Genomic DNA, 5,190 nt, shown 5'->3' with positions numbered 1-5,190 from the left:
TAACCGACTAAGACAACTTTGCCACCTGCTGGAGCCACAACCGCAGAACCATAGCCGCCTGCATAGTCTAAACCGCGATGGTAATAATCTGTGGCAAACTCGCCATTGTAATAACGGCGTACGCCATAGGGAGAGCTGGTTCTGCCAGCATTAGGGGCGATAAATTTGCCGCTCCAGAGTTTGGTAGAACTGACGGTAGCTTTAAAAGCGGCTACTTGCTTGAGTTCTAATGCTGTTGCTTCAACTCCAGACTTACCAGGAGAGAAGTTGATGCGTTGGATGGCAAATTTGCGGTTGGCGACGGGAAATTTAATGGTAATCGTACCAGTATTATCCGAGATTATTGCTTCACGATCGCCTGGTTTTTCGAGTGGAGTAGTCGGAATCATGGCGCGAAATCGCTCTTTACCCACGTTAAAGGCTGGGTAAGTTTTGGTGCCAACTTTCACTGTTGGGAGTGTCGTCTGAGTAGCTGGCGGGATAGATTGACTGGGAGCGGTGCTGATATTTACGACAACTGTTTCTCCTAAGCGAGGACTCGCAGGTGTAAAGATAGCACTCAGGGGGCCGCCAGCAGCTTGCACAGCCGACCATAGCACGATCGCGAGACTTATGCCACCTAGTAAGATCGATCGCCAGTTACGGCGGGTTGAGGCATAAAGTAACGGAAAAGATTGATTCATAAGGTAGATGGGAGTGAGAAGTAAGAAGTAAGAAGTACGGAATTCCTACAAATTTGTAGGCTGGGTAGAGCAAGGCGTTGGTGTAGCCTATCGAAACGAGACAACCCAACATTTCTAGTGCGTTGGTTTTTTCACTCTACCCGACCTTCGCAAATTATTGAATTCTCCTTTCTAAGCATTAAGTATCGATCGATCTTGGAGCTGTTCCCACAGACTTGCAAAACTCGGTATCCTAGAAGTTAACTTACATTAAGTTAATTTAAAAAATTTTCATAATCATAAAAATCTAGTGTTAGAAGATTTTCGCTTGATTGTAGATTTGGTCTCGATCCTGGCAGCGGCGGCTGTGGGGGGGATTATTGCGGGTTTAGCCAAACAACCCGCACTACTAGGTTACATCGTTGGTGGGGCGATCGTCGGCCCGACGGGGTTGGGACTGATTAAGGAGTTGATTCAAGTCGAGACTTTAGCACAGTTCGGTGCAGCTTTTTTACTGTTTGCTTTGGGGGTGGAATTTTCATTCTCTGAGCTAAGGAAGGTGCAGAAAATTAGTTTGGGTGGCGGTGGTTTACAAATTCTGCTGACTATTTTAGTGACGACGCTTGTCTCTATTAGTGTGGGATGGGTGTCAACGCCACAGCAAGGGGTATTTTTAGGCGCGATTTTATCTCTATCTTCGACGGCGGTGGTGTTGAAATCGTTAATGGAATCTAATGAAACTGCAACGCCGCACGGGCAGGTAATGTTGGGGATTTTGGTAGTCCAAGATTTAGCGTTGGGGTTGATGTTGGCGGTATTACCCGCACTCGATCGACCGCCTGCGGAAATTGGCATTGCGGTATTATATGCAGTAATTAAAATCGGTTTATTTGCGCTCGGAGCGACGGCTACTGGAATTTGGGTAATCCCTCGGTTATTGCGGCTACTCGCCAGTACCGAGAGTCGGGAATTATTCCTATTGGGCATCGTCACGCTCTGTTTGGGGATCGCGCTAATTACCGAACATTTAGGTCTATCCATCGAAATGGGGGCTTTCGTCGCTGGTTTAATGATTTCTGAGGCAGAGTACGCCGACCAGACTTTAGCCTACGTGGAGCCGATTAGAGACGTATTTGCGGCGTTATTTTTCGCCGCGATCGGCATGTTGATCGATCCGTTATTTTTATGGAATAATTTGGATCTGATTCTCGGACTAGTATCGATCGTCTTTATCGGTAAATTTGCGATTATTACGCCACTAGTTAAGTTGTTTGGCTATCCGCTGCAAACTGCGCTGATTGCGGGTTTGGGCTTGGCACAAATCGGTGAATTTTCGTTCGTACTCGCTAGTGAAGGGCGCAATTTAGGTTTAGTCTCGAAGCGGGTATATTTACTATTACTAGGGACGACGGCGGTAACTTTGGTCGTCACGCCATTTATATTGCGCTTAATTCCCAGTTTATTTAATTGGATCGAAACCGTCCCGGCTCTAAATCGCTGGTTCCAGCCTGGAGAGCCACCGCTAGAAGTTTCCGAACACGTCCCGCTCGAACCGCCGATTGTGATTTGCGGTTACGGACGCACGGGACAAAATTTGGCGACACTCCTCGCCGAGCAGAAGGTTCCAGTAGTAGTCGTGGATCAGTCGGAAGCGGCGATTCAGCAACTCCGAGAAGCGGGAACTCCCTATATTTATGGTAACGCTGTCAGTATCCCAGTATTGACCAGAGCGGGACTCGATCGAGCGCGCGCGATGGTAATTGCTTTACCAGATGCCATGAGTACGCGCCTATGTCTCAAACACGCGCTAGAAATCTCGCCCGATCTCGATATTGTCGTGCGGGCAAATCAATATCAGGATATCGAATTACTCTATCAATTAGGCGGTAGCGAAGTCGTCCAGCCAGAATTTGAAGCCAGTCTAGAAATGGCATCGCATCTATTTGTCAAAATTGGCTTACCAACGGTACAGATTCAACGTCAAGTCACATCCGTCCGTAATTCGCATTATATGAAATTGCGTCCTGAAGGTACGATCGGTCAAGTGTCTCAAGATATTCGCGCCGCTACCTTAGGGATGAATCGACGTTGGTATCGATTGTCATTGACTTCGCCATTATTGGGTAATTCGATCGCGAGTGCCAATATTCGCACCCTGACTGGAGCGACAATCGTCGCAATTCAACGGGAAAATGGTACCCAAATCGACTATCCCAACGGGGGAACGACATTCCAACTCGGCGATAGTTGTTTGGTCATCGGTTCGGTGGAAGAACAAACCGTTTTCGATCGACTCACCAAAGGCGAACTCACGATTCCCGTACTCCCAATTCTGGAGATCGAGCTAATTTCCGAAGCAGTTGTCGAGAAGTAACGTCAGTTGCTAGGTATCGTCTGTTTCCGCAATTCTCGTTATGAAAATTGAGACCGGATCTGATGCTGGTTTTTAAAAACAAAACTGCTACAATTCGCATTCTGTCGTCAAAGATCGCTTCAATTTTCGCGATCGAATCATGAGAATTACCGATCGGGCTACTAATTACTGATACTGCATATAAGCGATCGCCTGACGATATATTAGTGTTTTGCGATCGTTAGCGTCGGTAAAGAAGACACAATCAGGATCTTGCCAAACAATTCTGCCGATAAAGACATCGCCAGTCAATAATTTAATTGACACCTCGATTTTGTCTTTAATCGATCCTTGAATTTGTCGGGTACTGGGTAAATTAATATCGAGTTCGGGCATATTCTAACGTGGGTAGAGGATAGTTTAGGGAATCGAGAGCGACAGGAGTGTAGATAATCGATGTAGATGTGGATATTAACTCAAGTAGCTAGTTATCGCCTGAGTATGTTTCGTCGCTCGGTGGCTGAAATTTCAGCCACCGAGCTGACTTATTTATCGATTGCAGAATAAGTGCAATTCGATTTTCCTAGCATCGCGCTGGGGCGATTTGCACAGAGCAGTCACCAGACAACCATCTGTTGTCCCCCTTGCTAGAATTATTATGCCCACTCCGAACGAGCTTTTTCGCAAGCCCGTTGTCGGAGCCTCTTGCGAAAGAGAATCGATTTTCACTTGGGAGCAACCAGATTTTATGCGCCTGTTTTACAAATCGGAGTTAGGAACCGCCCGATCGAGCATTGCCATCGTTGCAATTAGTCTACTCTGTTGGGGCGCAATTAACGATCGGCTGCTTGCCAAACCAACATCTCCCCAGCCAAAAACTAGCACCTCACAACCGCTCCCGGCACTAGACACCCTTATCGTACCAGGAAAACGGGTCGGTGCGATTACAGCCAAGAGTACATTCGCAGATCTGGTTAAAATCTATGGCAAACAACGCTTATCATCTAAAAAATTCTATGGGGCAGAAGGTCAAGTCGAATTACCTGCTACGCTAATTAAATTGGGAAACAATCGATCGCTGACAGTGGTGTGGAAAAATGCCAAAAAACTCACCCCCTTCCAAGTAATTATCGACGATCCGACCTGGAAAACAGCCGAGGGTATTGGTGTGAGTGCGAGTTTAAGTAAGTTACGCCAAATTTTGGGAGAGTTTAAAATTACTGGATTAGGTTGGGATTATGGCAATCAAGTTATAAATCTTTCTCCAGCCATGCAAGCTAAGTATAATGGAATGGGTATTACTGTCGATGCCGATCGAGCCGCAGCCAAAAAGTTTCCCGCCGATTTTCGCGCCGTATCGGGAGATAGTGTCACACCCGCAGCCAGCGATCCCCGCTGGAAATCTTTAAAAATGAGAGTCTCCCGTTTAAGTGTCAGTTTCCCTGAAATTCGATCTCCTAAAACCAGAACTTAGTCTCGATCGTCCGATCCATCTACCAATTTCTCAATTACTTCGATCGTGACGACACCAGAAATTCTTGCTTTATTCACACAAGTTACCACCGATTTACTCTGGTCGAGCGAATCGGATTATCCATTTGAAATAGTCACTTGGGAACGCGGTGAGGATTTAGATCCGACTGCGTTATTTAATAAGTTAGCAAAATCGAACGATGCAATTGAGACGATAACTCTTGCCGATTTTTTTGCTCCCGCGCTGAAAGTTGAAGGTTGGTATGAGTCAGATGAATTAGCACTGGTAAATCGCTATACAGATTTATTCCACGCGATCGAGTCTAATTTATCCGATGTGAAAGTTTTCCGAGTAGGGGAAGTTGAAATCGCGATTTATATCATCGGTAAAACTTTTTCTGGGGATATCATTGGATTGAGAACTGATGTAGTGGAGACATAATCTGTGCGATCTACGATCGAGTTAAAGTGACCCCAATCCTTGGCTCTTCCGGCTCTCTCGCCTTACACAGGGGCTACGGTGTACACACAAGTCTGAATAAAAGCGAAAACCCTAGACAGCCCCCTTTATTAAGGGTTGGGCAGGGTGGTTTCATACAAGAAAAGAAAAATACTGACAGAAAAATGAGGATAGACTGAATTACCTCGCAAAGGAAATTAGTCAAAATGATCCTCATAGAACAATTAAAGCAAATCCCCGAC

Annotated in this window: 5 protein-coding genes; 3 read left to right on the top strand and 2 right to left on the bottom strand. The window is 46.0% G+C overall.

All coding sequences use genetic code 11. The features are described from left to right. Positions 1-683 (bottom strand): M23 family metallopeptidase (locus RMO79_RS17880; RefSeq protein ID WP_396136627.1); only part of this gene is annotated, 683 nt, incomplete at its 3' end. 289 nt (positions 684-972) lie between these two features. On the opposite strand from RMO79_RS17880, the gene RMO79_RS17875 reads away from it, so the two are divergent. Beyond that, positions 973-3,036, top strand: a complete 2,064-nt coding sequence (locus tag RMO79_RS17875; RefSeq protein ID WP_310484598.1) for a cation:proton antiporter — start codon at positions 973-975, stop codon at positions 3,034-3,036. Between the two features lie 165 nt (positions 3,037-3,201). Here the strand turns inward: RMO79_RS17875 and RMO79_RS17870 are convergent, their stop codons facing one another. Beyond that, positions 3,202-3,411 carry an Hfq-related RNA-binding protein gene (locus RMO79_RS17870; protein WP_310484597.1) on the bottom strand — a complete coding sequence of 70 codons (210 nt, stop codon included), beginning with the start codon at positions 3,409-3,411 and terminating at the stop codon, positions 3,202-3,204. Positions 3,412-3,673: 262 nt separating this feature from the next. Between RMO79_RS17870 and RMO79_RS17865 the strand changes: the two genes are divergently transcribed. Beyond that, the gene (locus tag RMO79_RS17865; RefSeq protein ID WP_310484596.1) at positions 3,674-4,489 is read left to right on the top strand and encodes a hypothetical protein; all 816 of its coding nucleotides are present in this window, start codon (positions 3,674-3,676) and stop codon (positions 4,487-4,489) included. Between the two features lie 45 nt (positions 4,490-4,534). Next, positions 4,535-4,930 carry a nuclease A inhibitor family protein gene (locus tag RMO79_RS17860; protein ID WP_310484595.1) on the top strand — a complete coding sequence of 132 codons (396 nt, stop codon included), beginning with the start codon at positions 4,535-4,537 and terminating at the stop codon, positions 4,928-4,930. The last annotated feature ends 260 nt before the right edge of the window (positions 4,931-5,190 follow it).

It is taken from the genome of Chamaesiphon sp. VAR_48_metabat_403, from assembly GCF_031422475.1.
GTDB lineage: Bacteria > Cyanobacteriota > Cyanobacteriia > Cyanobacteriales > Chamaesiphonaceae > Chamaesiphon.
This window is presented reverse-complemented; position numbering and strand designations above follow the sequence as displayed.